The sequence below is a fragment of the Streptomyces tubercidicus genome (assembly GCF_027497495.1).
In the GTDB taxonomy this organism is placed as follows: domain Bacteria; phylum Actinomycetota; class Actinomycetes; order Streptomycetales; family Streptomycetaceae; genus Streptomyces; species Streptomyces tubercidicus.
Map to the genome: position 1 here is coordinate 6,907,224 of NZ_CP114205.1, position 14,342 is coordinate 6,921,565.

8 protein-coding genes are annotated in these 14,342 nt (G+C 66.7%); 6 read left to right on the forward strand and 2 right to left on the reverse strand.

The window, feature by feature from the left end:
• Positions 1 to 12 precede the first annotated feature (12 nt).
• Positions 13 to 501, reverse strand: coding sequence for a hypothetical protein (locus STRTU_RS30225; RefSeq protein WP_159748067.1), 489 nt, complete (start codon positions 499 to 501; stop codon positions 13 to 15).
• A 1,091-nt stretch (positions 502 to 1,592) separates the two neighbouring features.
• On the opposite strand from STRTU_RS30225, the gene mycP reads away from it, so the two are divergent.
• From mycP to STRTU_RS30240, 3 genes are all read left to right on the forward strand, one after another.
• The gene (gene mycP, locus STRTU_RS30230; RefSeq protein WP_159748069.1) at positions 1,593 to 2,825 is read left to right on the forward strand and encodes a type VII secretion-associated serine protease mycosin; all 1,233 of its coding nucleotides are present in this window, start codon (positions 1,593 to 1,595) and stop codon (positions 2,823 to 2,825) included.
• A 10-nt stretch (positions 2,826 to 2,835) separates the two neighbouring features.
• Positions 2,836 to 6,822 (forward strand): type VII secretion protein EccCa, encoded by a 3,987-nt coding sequence (eccCa, locus tag STRTU_RS30235; RefSeq protein WP_159748071.1) that lies wholly within the window; start codon positions 2,836 to 2,838, stop codon positions 6,820 to 6,822.
• Between the two features lie 445 nt (positions 6,823 to 7,267).
• Complete coding sequence (locus STRTU_RS30240) at positions 7,268 to 9,394, forward strand: ATP-binding protein (protein ID WP_174878999.1); 2,127 nt, start codon at positions 7,268 to 7,270, stop codon at positions 9,392 to 9,394.
• A 673-nt stretch (positions 9,395 to 10,067) separates the two neighbouring features.
• On the opposite strand, the gene STRTU_RS30245 is transcribed toward STRTU_RS30240, so the two are convergent.
• Complete coding sequence (locus STRTU_RS30245; protein ID WP_246241516.1) at positions 10,068 to 10,379, reverse strand: hypothetical protein; 312 nt, start codon at positions 10,377 to 10,379, stop codon at positions 10,068 to 10,070.
• A 416-nt stretch (positions 10,380 to 10,795) separates the two neighbouring features.
• On the opposite strand from STRTU_RS30245, the gene STRTU_RS30250 reads away from it, so the two are divergent.
• The 3 genes from STRTU_RS30250 to STRTU_RS30260 all read left to right on the forward strand — a co-directional run bounded on the left by STRTU_RS30250 (position 10,796) and on the right by STRTU_RS30260 (position 14,335).
• On the forward strand, positions 10,796 to 11,155 hold the full coding sequence (locus STRTU_RS30250) for a MerR family transcriptional regulator (protein WP_159748073.1): 360 nt from the start codon (positions 10,796 to 10,798) through the stop codon (positions 11,153 to 11,155).
• A gap of 55 nt (positions 11,156 to 11,210) precedes the next feature.
• Positions 11,211 to 12,914, forward strand: a complete 1,704-nt coding sequence (locus tag STRTU_RS30255; protein WP_246241518.1) for an MFS transporter — start codon at positions 11,211 to 11,213, stop codon at positions 12,912 to 12,914.
• A 305-nt stretch (positions 12,915 to 13,219) separates the two neighbouring features.
• Entirely contained in the window at positions 13,220 to 14,335 is a 1,116-nt protein-coding gene (locus STRTU_RS30260) for a hypothetical protein (RefSeq protein ID WP_246241519.1), read from the forward strand.
• The last annotated feature ends 7 nt before the right edge of the window (positions 14,336 to 14,342 follow it).

Genomic DNA, 14,342 nt, shown 5'->3' on the forward strand with positions numbered 1-14,342 from the left:
TCCACCAACTTCTCAAGCCATACGCTTGAGTCGCTGAAAGCCATGGTGCGCGACGCGCAGCCGGACAAGGTCGATGAGATCGCCGACCACTGGATGTTCGTGCACGACCAGCTTGCCGGTGATGCACCGGACGGAAGTGTGAAGGATCTGCTGGACAAGGCCGTGGCGGATGTCCGCGAGTACTGGCACGGCGCAGCGGCGGAAGCCTTCGAGAAACGGGCAAAGACTCTGAGCGTGAGCCTCGCGAACGGCTCTCTGTACGCGAAGAATACGTCGCACACTCTGAAAGCCGCGGCGATCGACCTTCACAATGCCCAAAGGGCCGTCACGGCTTTGCAGGACTCCGAGGCCGCATCGAAAGACGGCAACATCCTCCAAGCTATCGGCTCTAAGGTCCGGGACGGTGCGGACTGGCTGGGCGATTTCGGTGCTCGCAGCGATGACACCCTGAAGCAGGATCTCGCCAACGGCATGAACACCAGCGATGCGCTGGACAAGCACCAGGGCACGCTGTCCCGTGGGCGGGAGATCGCCTTACAGGCGGCTGCCCATATGGAGAAGCTCGGGGCCTCGTACAACGTCAAGGGGAATCAGCTGGGGGCGGTCCCACCGCCCCGAACTCCAGAGAAGCCCATTTCTGCGCCGGATTCGATGGTGCCGCCGCCAGATGTGGCAGTTGCCGTCGTTCCAGCTGTGGTGAGTCCCCGCAAGGCTGGCCCGAGCACAACAGGCAGGAAGGCGGCTGGCAGTGCGCCGTCTGCGGGCAATATCTCTTCCCCCCGGTCTCCCGGGGGTGGCGGAGCCTCGGGGGGCTCTGCTGGTCCTGAGACACCTACTCCCACGCCCCCGAAAGCGCCGCGTCCGGGCACGGCGTTGGACGGAGTCCGCGGTGGTGTGCCCAATCCCGCCACTCCCCCCGGCACGGGCCCCGGCGGGCCGGTGGTCGGAGAGACTCCTGGTAACGCCGGTTGGGGCACCGGTGCGCCAGCTGTGCCACCCGGCGGTCCCATGGTGGGTGGACGTGGTCCTCTGGGCGGTCGAACGCCACGCCCTGGTTCACCGAACAGTCCGAGCACACCTCGGGGCGGCCGCGTCGGTGCGGGAAGTTCCGCTATCCCGGGTGCTCCTGGCCAGCCGGGGCAGGCAGGGCGGCCGCCGATAGGTGGCACCGCGGGTCCTGGTGCGTCTGGTAAGGGCGGTGTGCGTGACCGTCAGGGAGGGTTGGCGCGGCGTCCCGGTGGTGTCGTCGGGGAGCCGAGTAAGCCGGGTGCACCGGGCCGGGGCGCACAAGGCGGCTCCGGATTGCATCGCAGCCGTGGCGGCGCCCTGAACAACGGTCCAGCAAGCTCGCCTCTCACGCGCGGTCCGGTCGGCATGCCACCCGGCGGACGGACCTCCGGCGGCGATAAGGAAAGGCGACAGTCTTCGCGCCCTGACTATTTGGTCGAGGACGAGGAGACCTGGGTTTCGCAGCGAGACGTTGTGCCAGGCGTTATCGGCATCTCTCCCTCTGAGGATCCTGATGATGCTGACTCGCCGGAACAGCGAAGCCATGAGGCGGGGCCGGACAGTTCGGAAGGAAGCGGCAAGGCATGACGATCAAGCGATGGATGAGATCGGCAGGTGGGACGGCGCTGCTGTGCGTGGTCAGTCTCGCGCATGTAGCACCTCCAGCAGCCGCGGATTCCATTCGCGATCGTCAGTGGGCCTTGTCAACATTCGATGCCGCTTCGATTGAGAAGGTATCCACAGGTCGGGGGGTGACCGTCGCCGTCGTGGACTCAGGCGTCGACGGTACCCATCCCGATCTCGTGGGCAACGTGTTGCCGGGGAAGGATTTTCTCAAGGGCGGTGGTCGCGCTGACCGCGAAACAGAATATTCGCACGGCACGGCCATGGCTTCCTTGATCGCAGGCCACGGCCATGGTCAGAGGGGCGCGGCAGGTATAAAGGGACTTGCCCCCGACGCAAAGATTCTTCCTCTGCTCGTCAATACAGACGAGGACTTGCAATTTGGCAGCGGTAAGGGGGAAACCCCTGTGTCGCAAGCGATCCGTTATGCCGTTGACCATGGGGCATCCGTCATCAACTTGTCCCTGGGAGACACATTCAGGCCTACTGATCTGGATGATGCCGTTCAGTACGCGCGCCAGAAAGATGCCGTACTTGTTGCTGCAGCAGGCAATGACGGCGTTGCCAAGCCGGAATTTCCCGCAAGTACCCCTGGGGTGATTTCAGCAGGGGCTGTCTACTCCTCGGGGAAGATCTGGGAGAAGTCCAACTACGGGTCGAACAATTTGCTCGCAGCACCAGGTGTTGAAATCCCCGGCGCGGGTCGAGATCACGGATATGTAAGCGGTACAGGAACCTCCAACTCCACTGCCTACGTATCGGCAGCTGCCGCGCTGCTTCGCTCGAAGTTCCCGGACCTCACGGCGGGGCAGATCGTCAACCGCCTAGTAAAAACAGCCAAGTTGCCGGAGTCGATGAGGAGGGCGAAGCTTCCCGACAAGCAATACGGCTATGGCTTCATCCGCCCCTACCGTGCCCTGACCGAGGACATTCCCGCTGGGTCGAAGAATGGCCCGCTCCCCGCTCCGTCAGCGTCCTCGTCGGCAGCGGCACCTACCCCCTCTGACTCGGCCGATCCAGACGCATCTTCCAGCAAGGACTGGTCGGCGTACGTCGTTTGGGGTGTCATCGGCGTAGTGGTGCTCGGGCTCCTGGCCGTGGTGGCGGTGGTCCTTGTCAGGCGCCGGCGCCCTGTCGTGCCGCCGCCCTCTCTGTTGGGCGGGCAGCAGCCCGGCCCTCCCTTCGGGCAGTAGCCGGGCACCGTTGGCGACCGTCACCATCAAGCGCCCTCCGCGCGCGACGCCCCCTGATCACCCGATGGGGGAGCTCCAGCTGAAGGCACCGCCCACGCTGCCTGATGGCAAGGGCGGATCTGTCGTGCTGACGCTGCTGCCCATGGTGGGAATGGGCAGCAGCGCGGTCTATTTCCTCCTTCCTGGCTCACCGCCATTCATGAAGGTCATAGGCGGCATCATGGCTGTCTCAGCCGTGACCATGGGGATAGCTCAGTTCGTGCGTGCTCGGCGAGGCTCGGCAGCAGGTGTGCGTGAGGCGCGTCAGGACTACCTGAAGTACCTGGCCCGTACCCGTGAGGAAGTGCGGGACACGGCACGCACTCAGCGCCTCGCCGAATGCCGTACATTCCCTCCGCCAGGACAGCTGTGGGCAGTGATCGCCGAACGCAAGAGACTGTGGGAACGACGGCCTGGGGACGACGATTTCGCCCAAGTGCGTGTTGGGCTTGGCCCGCAGCCCCTCGCGACCCGTCTCGTGGTGCCGCAGGCGGAACCCGCGGAGGACTGGGAGCCGCTGTCCGCGCATGCACTGCGACACTTCGTTGCAGCGTACGAGTACCTCGACGAGCTGCCCCTGGCGTTATCCCTGCGGGCGTTTCCACGGCTAACGATCAGAGGTGACACCGACACCGTCCAGGGGACGATTCGGTCGCTGGTCTGCCAGCTGGCGGCATTGCACTCACCGGACGATGTGCGCATCGCGGTCGTCAAGGCTCCGGGGACGGCCGCGGAATTGGAGTGGATCAAGTGGCTGCCGCATGCCCGTACCACCGAGCGGGAAGCTGCTGGCAGCCGACGTGCGCAACGACTGCCGATCTATTCCTCGCTCAACGACCTCGAAGAGGACTTTTCTGCGGATTTCTCCACGCGCCCCTCCTGGGCGTCGGATGCTCAGCCGCTGCTCGACCGACCCCATGTGGTGATCCTTCTGGATCCCGGCCCTACGACGACATTCCCGTGGCCATTCGACCGGGATGGTTTTCTGGGCGTGACCGTCATCGAACTCGAAACGACCGTCGGCGGCCAGCGACAACGCTGTACATCCGGGGGTGGGGTCCGTCGAGTGGACCGTCGACCGGGTATGGCTGTCGAGCCGAATGCCCTGACCCTCGTCTCCAATTCCGGCTCCACGTACACGGGTAATCCGGACACCCTCAGCGCAGTCGAAGCTACGGCACTCGCTCGGGCCCTCTCCCCGCTGCGGACCAGCCACGACGAGGACGAAGACCCTCTGCTGGGCAACCTCGGCTTCACCGAGCTCATGGGCATCGAGGACCCCACGACCCTCGACCCATCGTCACGGCATCGAACTGTGCAGGAACGGCTGCGCGTACCGCTCGGAGTGGACGGCGACGGAAATCCCGTTGTTCTCGACCTCAAGGAAGCATCCCAAGGAGGTATGGGGCCGCATGGCCTGTGCGTCGGCGCCACCGGCTCCGGTAAGTCCGAGCTGCTCCGCACCCTCGTCCTCGGCCTCGCCACCACCCACAGCTCCGAGACCCTGACCCTCATCCTGGCCGACTTCAAGGGCGGCGCGACGTTCGCCGGCCTGGCCGACCTACCGCACGTCGCTGCGTTCATCACCAATCTCGCCGAAGACCTCACCCTCGTCGACCGCATGCAGGACGCCCTGACCGGTGAACTGCTGCGCCGTCAGGAACTGCTGCGCTCCAGCGGCAACTTCGCCGGTATCGGCGCGTACGAGAGAGCCCGAGCAGCAGGGGCACCGGTGCAGCCGCTGCCCACGCTGCTGATCGTCCTGGACGAGTTCAGCGAACTGTTAGCAGCGAGGCCCGAGTTCATCGACGTATTCCTGCAGATCGGACGCATCGGCCGCTCGCTCGGCGTACATCTCCTGCTTGCCTCACAGCGGGTGGATGAAGGCCGGCTGCGTGGCCTGGACACCTACCTGTCCTACCGACTGGTGATGCGCACTTTCTCGGCCGAAGAGTCCCGCATCGCCCTCGGCGCCACCGACGCATACCATTTGCCCAACGTCCCTGGAGCGGGCCTTCTGAGTCATGGAACGGAAGCCCTGACCCAGTTCAAGGCCGCCTACGTCTCTGGCCTCTACCGCCCCCGGAGCACCACCGCCTCCGGCGGTCGGGCAGACCTCTCCCCGATGCTGTTCACTGCCGAGTCCATCATCGAGGGCGCCGATCGATGCCTGACTCGTGATGATGAGGCACCGCCAGAGGGAGGTGGCACAGGCCCTTCCGTACTGGACATTCTGGTGGAGCGGATTCGGGACCAAGGACCGGCGGCAGAGCAGGTCTGGCTGCCCCCGCTCGAAGAGTCCCCTTCCCTCGGTGATCTGCTTCCCCCGCTGATGGTCACGTCCGAACGGGGCCTGCGGCCTGTCGAGTGGCGGGAGATGTCCCTGGTCATTCCGCTGGGCATCGCCGACGTGCCGTTCGAGCAGCGCCGCGAAACCCTTCGCTGCGACTTTTCCGGTTCACAGGGCCACACCGTGGTGGTCGGTGGCCCACGGTCGGGGAAGTCCACCTTGCTACGTACCCTCGTCATGGCGTTCGCTCTGACGCATACGCCCCGCGAGGTGCAGTTCTATTGCCTGGACTTCGGAGGCGGCAGCCTGTCCTCTCTGGCCGGCCTCCCGCACGTGGGGGGCGTCTGTTCCCGACTGGATGCGGCCAAGGTGCGACGGACCGTCGCGGAGATGCGGGAGATCCTCGACGAGCGGGAGGAGTTCTTCCGGGCCCATCACATCGACTCCATCCGGACCTACCGCGGACGACGGGCCGTGGGGCACTACGCCGATCACCTCTTCGGCGATGTCTTTCTGGTAATCGATGGCTGGGGCACCTTCAAGCGGGAGCAGGAACAGCTGATCGCGGACGTCGAAGCCATGGCCGTTCGAGGACTTGCCTACGGCATTCACGTCATCCTCACGGCCGGTCGGTACAACGAGATCCGCCCTGCTCTGAAAGACCAACTCGGTACCCGGCTGGAACTTCGGATGGCCGACCCCCTGGATTCCGAACACGACCGCAGACGCGCCCGCAACGTGCCCACCTCCCGCCCCGGACACGGTCTCGCCCAAGGTGGCCTGCACTACGTGGCCGCACTGCCGCGAGCCATTTGCCCGCATGCCATACACGACCCTACGGATGACGCCAAAAGCTCCGCCGAGCTGATCGCGGCCATCGCATCCCACTGGCACGGGCCGGTGTGCCCACCCGTACGCATGCTCCCCGACCGCCTGCACGTGGACGCCCTCCCCAAGGCGAGCGAAACACCTGATCTGGGCTTCGCTGTGGGCTTCGACGAAACAGCGTTTGCGCCGGTCTACCTCAACTTCGACACCGATCCGCTCCTGGTGCTCTACGGCGAAAGCGAGTCCGGGAAGTCCTCGCTGCTGCGCCTACTCGCCCGGCGGCTGGCTGAACGGCATCGGCCCCATGAAGCTCTGGCGGTCGTCGGAGATTACCGACGGGGGCTGCACGGACAGCTTCCGGAGGACCATGTGCTGCACTACGCTCCCGCCTCGGCATCGCTCGAAGACGGCCTGAAGCGCCTCGTCCCGATCCTCCAAGCCCGGATGCCGACGGAGGAGGTCACCGCCGAGCAGATGCGCGCCCGCAACTGGTGGCACGGCCCCGAGATCTTCATCGTCATCGACGACTACGACCTCGTCGCACTCCCCTCCGGCAATCCCCTCGAAGCACTGGTCGAATTGTTTCCCTATGCCCGGGACATCGGCCTCCGCGTCATCGTCGCCCGCAGTACCGCCGGCGCGGCCCGCGCCTCGTTCGACCCGGTGACCCGACGCCTCAAAGAGCTCGGACCCGCGGGTGTCATTCTGTCGGGCCACCCCGATGAAGGACCGCTGGTAGGCACTACGAGGGCTGTGCCCATGCCACCCGGGCGGGCTCAATTGGTTTCTCCTCGGCAGCGGTCTCGCGTCATTCAAATCGGCTGGTCTGCCCCCATGTGAGTCAGTGGGGGCAGGCCAGCGCTCGACGGTCTGGCCGAGTGATGTGGGCTCAGTTATCCGCCAATTGGTTCGCGAGATGCAAGGCATCGGCTGCGACGGACAGTGCGGCGTGGAGACCGGTGACCTCGAACAGCGTGGGATTGACTATGGGGGTCCAGTCACCGCGGAGGCTCGGCCAGGTGGCGAGCGTGACTTCCGCCGTGGCCAAACCGAGTCGTCAGGGCGTCGGCTTCGGCGACCAGGCGGTCCTGCATGGCAGCGGGAAGCGGCCGGTCGTCGGTGAGGCGGATGTAGGTGCGGGCGATGGTGCCCCAGGTGTCGGCAGGGCCGTACCTCGGACATCATCACCGTCAGGGAATCGTCCGGCTGCGGGGTCGCCCTAGGATGAACGGCGTACGGTCAAAACGACTTGACGGTGCCGGACGGACAGGACAACGGGGAGATAATGGCCAGCCCGACCCAGGCCCCAGAACAGACCAAGGCCCATGAGCCCCACCCCTACATCGGGGGGCGCAATGCCGCGCTGCGCGCGCTCGCCGCGTGGCGGATGGAGCGGCCGGGTGCGCCTCGGGTCGTCATCCTGACCGGAAGTCCGGGCACCGGGTGTTCGCGGCTGCTCACGGGGTTCTTGATGCTCTGCGACCCGGAGTATCGCAAGGGGGTCGAGCTGGACGCGCTCGATCCGGCGACCGTGCCTCCGGACCTGCCCGCACCCGCGGTGCCGAGCGTCGCCGGGCTGACGGCGGCGCAGACCCTGTGGCTGCTCGCCGATCACTTCGAGTTGTCCGCGACCCGCACCGCCGACATCGTTCCCGAACTCGGTCAACTCCCGTTGTCCGGGCGGCCGGTGACGATCGTGGTGCCGGATGTGGATCGGGCCGGTCCGGTGCGGGGGACGGGTGAGCCCGCGCACGTGGTGCGGGACGTGCTGAAGCCCCTCGCCGCCGTCGAGTCCATACGCCTTCTCGCCGACGTGCCCCGGGAGTCCGCCGTCGAGTTCGCCGAGGGCCTGCCGCCCGGCGTGGCCCAGATCATCGACCTCGACGCACCCGAGTGGGCCGACCCCGAAGGGCTTGTGCTGCAGGCCGAGGCGCTGCTCAATCCCCAATTCGGTGCCCCGGAGCTGCCGTTCACGACCGAGCCTGACGCTCGACGCGCGCTCGCCGAGGCGATCGCCCGGCAGGCGGGAGACGGTGCGGGCAGCCGCCTGACCGTGCATCTCGCCGTGCAGTCGATCCTGACGCACCCGGAGGGGTTCGACCCGGCGGCTGCCAGCCGACTGCCCGGCAGCGTCGGCGAAGTGCTCGATCTGCACGCCGAGCGACTTGACACCCACCCCCGCACCCTGCGGCAGATCCTCGCGCCCCTTGCCCTTGCCGAGGGCGACGGCCTGCCCGTGCACCTGCTGACCCCGCTCGCCTCCGCCGTCGCCGAGCGGAACATGAGCGAGGACATGGCGCGGGGCATGCGGCTCGTCGCCCCCTTCATCCGCCAGATCGAAAGGGCCGGCGAAGGCATCCCCGAGGACGAGCGGACGCTCCTTGGATTGCAGCACCCGGGCATCGGCGAGGCCGTTCGGGCAGGCATTCCGAATATTCCGGGTGCTCAGGCGCGTATCGCCATGGAGCTGCTGAAGGCCGTACCTCATCAGGACTGGGCGAAGGCAGGGGCGTACGTTCGCGATCACATCGCGGGACACACCCTGGAGGCCGGTTTGCTCCCCCGGCTCCTCACCGACCCCGGCCTGTTCGCTCACGCCGAGCCGGTGCGGTTGCGTGCCGCGGTGGAGGCCGTACCCCCGGAGCAGTTGGACGCACCGGCGCGCACCTATCTGCGTACGGCCCCGCTGCTCACCCGCACCCAGGCGCCTGTCGTCCTTCGAGCGGCGCTCCTGGAGACCGCGTTCGTCGAAGACGGACTGCCGGAGTACGCGGCGGTGTTGCGCCGCATGGTGCCCGAGCTTCCCTGGCACACCCTGTGGAGCGTACGGGTCGCCGGGGTCGGCGCCGTGACCGTCGGCAAACTGCCTCCGTCCGCGGCCGCGTCGGACAGCGCCGAGGAGGCCCCGCTCGCGGTCGCCCTGAGTGTGGTTCCTCAAGGCACCCCGGGTTCAAGCCCGTTGAAGACCGGCGATCCCCAGGCCCCCGCCGTGCTGGTGCAGGACCTCGCCACTGGCTCGGTCATCGATGCCGACCCGACCCGGATCCAGCGCCCCTCGGATGACGAGCGCGTCACGGGGCCGCTCGGGTTCAGCCGTGGCGCCGACTCTGTACGCGTCTGGCGTCGCGGCGAGCAGAAGGGCGACGAGAAGAGCGTCACGGCCCTGATCTCCGCCACGCCCTTCACAGCAACCGACCTCTCTCCCGAGGGCATCCTCCTCGTTGCTTCGGAAAGCGGTGTGAAAGCGCTGCAGATCCGCCCGGCCCCGGCGCAGCCCTGTGCCACGACCGCTCGGCGCTCCGTACCCGACCCCCAGGCAGCCGAGCCGGAGCCCGCACAGACCCCCGAGCCCGAGCCGGAAGCCGCACAGGCTCCACAAGCCCCCGGGCCCGATGCCCACCCGATCGACTGACACCCACCCACTGCGGACCGTTGGCCTCAAAGGCCCGAAGCCTCTCGAAGGCGCCCGCATCAGACCGCCTGCACCAAGGCTCCCTCGGCCGAGGGAGCCCGCATCAGACCGCCTGCACCAAGGCTCCCTCGGCCGAGGGCCGCGGAGCGCGCCCGGCAGCGGCCCCTGGCCGCACCGGCGTCGTCCGCCCGAAGGCTCGAAACGCGCCACGCCTCTTCGCGTACGAATTTTGCTGGACACTTAGACCTCACAATTCCATGTGCGGGTACATGGCGTACCTGCTGCTCTCGCGCATGACCGAAAAGTCGATTCCCGGAAGGCCGAATTCTTTGTGGGCCAGTCGAAGCCACACATTCGAGAACCCACTCAAGTGCGTTCGGCAGCATCAAAGCCACGACGAAGACCCCCGTTGTTCTTATGAAGTTCGTGTTGTCCCGGCCCTGTGGGCCGACCGACCGCATCCGCCTCACCGCCAGCGGAAGGGCCCTGCTTCTCTGCTGCTGCCGGAGGCGCCATTCGAAGCCTCGTGAGTGCTTAACCGGCTTGCGTCGGCGCAGAGCCATGCCCATGCCAGAGCCTCCCCATCGGCCCTCAGATCCCTGAACTCTGTTGTGTCACAGCGCTGTAGCAGACATCTGGTCCAAACCCGTCCAGCAGCCCTCAGGTGGCCGTCCTAGCCATTGGGCCGGCGCAGGCTGCGGTACAGCTCGATCGCGGAGTCCGGCGGAAAGTTGGGGACGTAGGTGACGGCTCCGTCGCTTTTGGAGATCACCATGTGACTGCCACCCAACGGCGCCTGAGTGCCGGGCGGCGGTGGGGGCACAACGGCGTGGACGAGGAAGCCGATGTCGAACTCCACCACGTACAACGGCGCCGGGTTTCCTTCCAGATCCAGTACTTCGAATCGGGCGCGAGCGGCAGCCAATGCCTCTTCGGCAGTGGCGGGGATGGGCTGTACCGGTTCCGGCGCGTCGGGATGTGACACGGACTCTCTCCTATGTCAGTGAAGGGGTATCTGTGGGTCAGGCGCGGTCATACGGTTGAACTCGGGCTTGGTGCAGGCAGTTGGCCGTCGAAACGTCGAGCCGGAGCCGAGCCGGCGCCGAAACCGACACGGCGCAAACACTCGACTCTGGCTGCCGAGACTGCGCTGCTGTGGCGGCCCTGCAACCTCGCTGTACGGTCGCCGCACGCCGCCGTGATGCGGGCCGTGTCACTTTCTCACGGACTTCAGAACCCGCACCTCGCCGCCGAACTCGCTCTCCGGCTTCTGCTCCTTGATCAGAGCGTCGTTGAAGTCCTCGTTCTGTCCTCGTTCTCCTCGTGGTTCTTCGCCATCCGCTGCAACGCCTCTTCCTCCCCGCGCAGCCGTCTGCTGGCGCCCATCCATAGGGTGGCCGCATGAGGATCGGTGAGCTGGCGCAGCGGTGTGGGGTGACGGTGCGGGCGATCCGCTACTACGAGTCGCTGGGTTTGCTGGAGTCCCGTCGGGGGCCGAATGGTTACCGGGTCTTCGACGATGCCGCCGTGGCTCGGGTGCGGAACATCCGTACGTTGCTGGACTCAGGGTTGGACGGGGCGAGCGTTGCCGCGGTTGGGCATTGCTTGGATGGCGATCTGCAGGGATCCGAGCCTTGTTCAGATGCCATTGCCTTGTACGAGCGTCGTCTTGCTGTGGTGGATGAGCGAGTGCGCAGTTTGACGGAAGTGCGCGACCAGTTGGCGCGACGGTTGGCGGAACTGCTCGGGACCGCACGGTAGAACCTGCTTCAGCCGCTTGACCTTGACGCTGGCGTCAGGGTTCGACAATCGGTCCATGGGCGTTCTGACCCATCGGTCTCCTCGCCCTTGCCGTAAGCGAGCACCGCGGCGCGCAGTCGCTAGCGGCGCGGTCCGGAACCTCGGCGCCGCGCCGATCACCCCTGCCCTGCCGCTGGCTTTCGCCTGGTTCGCGGCCCGTCCTGACCGAAACTCCAACAGTTTCCTGGGTGACCCATCGGAGTACGAAGTGACACTTCACGACACGGAATTAGAGAGGGGAGCGCCGGATTCCGGCCTCCCTGAAAGCCGACGCCGGTGGGCGCTGGTTCTCCTTGCCGGAGCGCTGGCGCTGGACACCAGTGGGGTTGCGGTCATCAATGCCGCCTTGCCCTCCATCGGCGATGAGTACGACATTGACAGCTCCACGCTCCAGTGGACGATGACCGTCTATTCCATCGCCTTTGCCGGGTTCCTCCTGTTCGGGGGCAGGATCGCGGACGTCCTGGGCCCTAGGAAGATCTTCGCAGTGGGGGTCGCGCTCTTCGCCGCGGCTTCGCTGGGGGCCGTGCTCGCTCCGACCGTTGGGGTGCTGATCGCGGCTCGTGCGGTGCAGGGGATCGGTGCAGCACTGTCCGGCCCTGCGTCGCTTGCTCTGCTCAGCCAGATCTTTCCTGAAGGACCGCAGCGGAACCGGGCGCTGGCGGTCTATGCGGCGACCGGCGGGTCCAGCTTCAGCGCCGGGCTGGTTGCCGGCGGGACTCTCACCGACTTCCTTGGCTGGCGCTCGGTGTTCGCCGTCAGTGTCCTCGCCGGAGTTCTGATCCTGGCAGCGGTCCGGGCGCTGCTTCCCGCGGGCCGGCGCCAGCCGCGCCCCCTGGACATCCCGGGCGCGATCCTGGTCACCCTGGGCATCGGCCTGGTCGTGTACGGCGTGAGCGAGGGCAGTGAAGTCGGCTGGGGCTCCGCACAGGTCCTGATCTCACTGGTATTGGCCGTGATCGGGCTGGCGGGCTTCGTCGTGTGGGAGAAGGGGCGTACGGAGCCGCTGCTTCCGATGAGCATCTTCCGCAGCCGCCCGGTGAGGGCCGCCTCCCTCACCGGTGCTGTCTTCTACACCGGCGCCGGTGGGCTGCTGTTCTTCTCGCCGCTGTACGCGCAAGGGGTACTCGGTTACTCGGCGTTCGAGTCTGCCCTGGCCGTCCTGCCGGTGGGCGTGGTCGTGATCATCAGCTCGCAGATCGCCGGACGTCTGATGTCGCCGGCGGCTTACAAGCCCCTGATGGCTGCCAGTCTGCTGCTCATCGGAGGCGGTGTCGCCCTGTGGGCGGGCACACCTGAGGACGGCTCGTACTGGGTGCACATGCTCCCCGGCATCGTGGTCATGAGCACCGGCCAGGGTTTGGGTTTCGGCGCGATGACGGCCGCCACTCTGGAGGGCCTGCCACTCCACCAGCACGGAGTCGCTGGCGCGGTCAATGTGACCGCGCAGCAGATCGGCAACAGCGTCGGTTTGGCGATCCTGGTTGCGGTTTCGGCCGGTGTCAGCGGCGGTGCCACACATCCAGCCGATCAGCTGGCAGGTTTCCACGCGGCATATTGGGTGGCGGGCGCCGTCGGGCTCCTGGGCGGGCTGACCGTTCTGCTCACCAGATTTCCCAAGGTGGACACCGCGCCATCAGCCGCCGGGAACGGGTCGTCGGTGGCACGCCGATCCGGAACGGGGCCGAGCCCGTGCTCTCGTGCCGATGAGTTACGTTGATGATGCATGAATCAACGGCCGGGGCGTTGCATGGAGGATGAAGCTGCCTGTCGGCAAAGGGAGTTCAGTGGCCTCCGTTTGGCCAGCGTGCCACGGACGACGCCGGGGGACGACGGCCGGTACGACGTCATCTGAATCGGAGAACAGCAATGCGGTACGAGTCGTCCGCGCGGCCTGACACGTGCGGTACGCCGTCCCTCGCGAGGCCGACCTCGCGTCGTCGGCTGCTGGGCGTGTCCGGCGCGGCCCTCCTCACAGCGGCGTGCACTCCCACGGCGGGTAAGCCGTCGGGTGGGGAGGGGAGTGTGCAGCCGAATGCCGAGAGCGGCGGTGCGCCCACGGGCGAGGCCCCGAACGGTGCGCTCGGGGTGAACTTCAACGAGGACCCGTCCGACATGAACTTCGCCCAGGTGAAGGCCCTTTCGGCGAAGTGGGTGCGCGGCTTCGTCCCCATGACGGACGACCTCGACACCCACGACCCGGGCCGGCAGCGGGCCCTCGCCAGGCTGCTCGACGCGAGCGGGAACGGCTTCAAGACGATCCTCTCGCTGAAGTTCCCCTTCCTGAGTCTCGGGCAGTCGCTGCCCAAGGTGGGCAGTAAGGAGATGGAAGCGCAGCTGAAGCGCGTGGACCGGGTGCTGGACGCCGTCATGGGGAAGATGGACATCCTCACCATCGGCAACGAGCCCTGGCTGGAGACCAGGAAGGACGAGCGCGACGCACGGCTCAATGTGTTCTACGAGCACGTCGCCGAGCACGTCATCGCCTACCGCAGGAAGAAGTTCCCGCACGGCTGCCGGACCCGCCTGTACATGGGCGCTCTCAACCGCCTGGAGGCGAAGGAAGGACGTACGCAGGCCACCGAGCGCTGGGTCACCTTCGTCAACAGGAAGCCGGAGATCGAGGGCCTCGACATCCATCCGCACGTCGACTCCCTGCAGGCGGCCGGCAGGTACGTCCAGTACGTCGTGTCCCGCCTGGACCAGGGCAAGAAGTTCCTCGCCACGGAGTTCTCCCTGGTGCAGCACTGGGAGAACCACATGGACGACAAGGTGCCGGCCGCCTACGCCGAGAAGTACGAGGTGCCACCGAACACCCGCGTATGGCAGGTGATCGGCAACGCGATCGAGAAGCCCTTCCCTCAGAAGAAGTGGGACGACTTCCTCGCGATGAGCCCGTGGTTCGCGTCCCACAAGGACTATCTGACGCAGCAGGTGCGGATGTTCCGGGAGACCGGGAAGCTCGCGGTGGCCACGTACGGGGTGGTGCAGATCGAGTCCATGGAGTCGGGCTGGGGCGCCGATAAGAAGCCGTGGATCCTCAACCCGCTGTATGCGAACCGCACGGTCAGGGAGGAAAACGGCAGGACCGGGCGGACCACCGTCTGGTTCGACTCGTTCCGTGCCCTGCAGGATTCCTGACCGTGCG

Bases quoted from the DNA above. Each gene is read 5' to 3' on its own strand.
- mycP (WP_159748069.1), top strand. From the start codon at position 1,593: ATGACGATCAAGCGATGGATGAGATCGGCAGGTGGGACGGCGCTGCTG.
- STRTU_RS30240 (WP_174878999.1), top strand. From the start codon at position 7,268: ATGGCCAGCCCGACCCAGGCCCCAGAACAGACCAAGGCCCATGAGCCC.
- STRTU_RS30250 (WP_159748073.1), top strand. From the start codon at position 10,796: ATGAGGATCGGTGAGCTGGCGCAGCGGTGTGGGGTGACGGTGCGGGCG.
- STRTU_RS30255 (WP_246241518.1), top strand. From the start codon at position 11,211: ATGGGCGTTCTGACCCATCGGTCTCCTCGCCCTTGCCGTAAGCGAGCA.